This window comes from Sandarakinorhabdus sp., from assembly GCF_031422795.1.
Taxonomy (GTDB): Bacteria; Pseudomonadota; Alphaproteobacteria; order Sphingomonadales; family Sphingomonadaceae; genus Sandarakinorhabdus.
In genome coordinates this window covers 1-2,342 of record NZ_JANPML010000332.1, presented here as the reverse complement: position 1 = coordinate 2,342, position 2,342 = coordinate 1, and the positions used below count along the sequence as shown (strand labels likewise).

General features: G+C 69.9%; 3 protein-coding genes. All 3 read left to right on the top strand.

Annotated elements, in window-relative coordinates; translation table 11 throughout:
• Positions 1-427 (top strand): GTPase (locus tag RMO81_RS11965; RefSeq protein ID WP_310476115.1); only part of this gene is annotated, 427 nt, incomplete at its 5' end.
• Positions 412-1,557, top strand: coding sequence for a glutamate 5-kinase (proB, locus tag RMO81_RS11960; RefSeq protein WP_310476114.1), 1,146 nt, complete (start codon positions 412-414; stop codon positions 1,555-1,557). The genes RMO81_RS11965 and proB, both read left to right, overlap by 16 nt.
• Positions 1,554-2,342 (top strand): glutamate-5-semialdehyde dehydrogenase (locus tag RMO81_RS11955; protein ID WP_310476113.1); only part of this gene is annotated, 789 nt, incomplete at its 3' end. The genes proB and RMO81_RS11955, both read left to right, overlap by 4 nt.

The window sequence follows — 2,342 nt, the reverse complement described above, 5'->3', positions numbered from 1 at the left end:
GCACAAGGGCCAGGAACTGGTGATGGCCGATATCCCTGGCCTCATTGCCGGTGCTGCCGAAGGGGTGGGCATCGGTGACCGCTTCCTTGGCCATATCGAACGCTGCCGCGTGCTGCTGCATCTGGTCGATGCCAGCCTGCCTGGCCCGGTCGAACAATGGCGCGTGGTGCGCGAGGAATTGGCGGCCTATGGCGGCGGCCTGGAAAACAAGCCGGAAATTCTGGCCTTGTCCAAGGTCGATCTGGTCACGCCGCAGGCTTTGGCCGCCAAGAAGCGGGCGCTGGAAAAGGCGAGCGGTCAGCATATCTACACCGTCAGCGCCGCCACCAAGCAGGGCGTCGAGCCGGTGCTCGACAAGCTGATGGAGATCGCCGGCCGCGCGCAGGCGATGAAGGTGGAATCGGACAAATCGTGGTCACCGATCTAGACGCAATCCCGGCGCGCCAGTTCGACCCGGCCAGCTGCCCGCGGCTGGTGGTGAAGATCGGATCGTCGCTGCTGGTGGATGCCGGCGGGGCAGTGCGCAGCGAATGGCTGGCCGGCGTGGTGGCCGATATCGCCGCGCGCCGCCAACAGGGCCAACAGATCGTCATTGTGTCGTCCGGCGCCATTGCGCTGGGCGCGCGCCGGCTGGGCCTGGAAAAGGGTGGCCGCGCCAGCCTTGAAGACGCGCAGGCCGCTGCTGCGGTGGGCCAGGTGGCCCTGGCAGGCGTTTGGGAAGCCTTGCTGGCCGCACAGGGCCTGACAGCAGCGCAGGTGCTGCTGACGCTGGGCGATCTGGAAGACCGGCGGCGCTATCTGAATGTGGCGGCCACCATTGCCCGCCTGCTCGATCTGGGCGCGGTGCCGGTGCTGAACGAGAATGACACGGTGGCCACCACCGAAATCCGCTTTGGCGACAACGACCGGCTGGCGGCGCGGGCCGCACAAGCGGCGGGGGCCAGTGGCGTGATCCTGCTGTCGGATGTCGATGGCCTTTACACGGCCAATCCGGCGACCGACCCGGCGGCGAATCGCCTGACAGTCGTGAAGGCGCTGACGCCGGAGATCATGGCGATGGCCACCGGCGAAACACGCTCCGGCATGGGTTCGGGCGGCATGGCGGCAAAATTGCTGGCGGCGCGCATGGCCGGGGCCGCGGGGATCGCGCTGGCCATTTGCGATGGCCGGGTCGATCGCCCGCTGACTCATTTTGCGACGGCCGGCGGCGGCACCTTGTTCCTGCCGCCGCGCGCCGCCAAGGGCCGCAAGGCGTGGCTGGCCGGGCGCATCACCGTGGCCGGCACGCTGCTGGTGGATGCCGGCGCAGCGGCCGCCCTGAAGCGCGGCGCCTCGTTGCTGGCGGCGGGCGTGCGCGGGGTTGACGGCAAGTTCCGGCGCGGTGACGTGGTGGCCATCATGGGCCCGCAGGGCGAACTGCTCGGGCGCGGCCTGGCCGGCTATGACGCCGATGATGCCCGAGCAATTCTGGGCCTGCGCAACGAAGCGCAAGCTGCCATCCTGGGCTATGCGCCGCGCGCCGCGCTTGTTCACGCCGATCATCTGGTGATGCTATGACAAGCAATCTCATCGGGGAAATGGCCCGTGCCGCCCGCGCCGCCCTGCCCGTGTTGGCGGCCGCCCCGACCGCGCAGAAGGCGCAGGCCGTTCGTGCCGCAGCGGCGGCCATCCGCGCTCGCCGCGATGCCCTGTTGGCCGCCAACGCAGCCGATGTGGCGGCCGCCGCCGGCCTGTCGGCAGCGCTGGTTGACCGGCTGGCGCTGGATGCCGGCCGCGTCGAGGGCATTGCTGCCGGGCTTGATACCGTGGCGGGCCTTGCCGATCCGGTGGGCGAAATCATCGCGAAGTGGACGCAGCCCAATGGCCTGCAGTTCGAACGCGTGCGGGTGCCGCTGGGCGTCATCGGCATCATCTATGAAAGCCGGCCCGGCGTGACGGCGGACGCGGCGGCGCTGTGCCTGATGGCCGGCAATGCCTGCCTGCTGCGTGGTGGCAGCGAGGCGGCGCGGTCGAATGCCGTGCTGCTCGATTGCGTGGCGCACGGCCTGCACGAGGCCGGGCTGCCGGCCGCGGCGGTGCAGATGGTTCCGGCGGGTGACCGCGCGCTGGTGGGCGCGATGCTGGCCGCGCATGGCCTGATCGACGTGATCATCCCGCGCGGCGGCAAGGGGCTGGTGGCCCGCGTGCAGGCCGAAGCGCGGGTGCCGGTGCTGGCGCATCTTGATGGCATCAACCATGTCTATGTCGATGCCAGCGCCGATGTCGGTCAGGCGGTGGCCATCGTGGTCAACTCCAAGCTGCGCCGCACGGCGGTGTGCGGGGCGATGGAGACGTTGCTGATC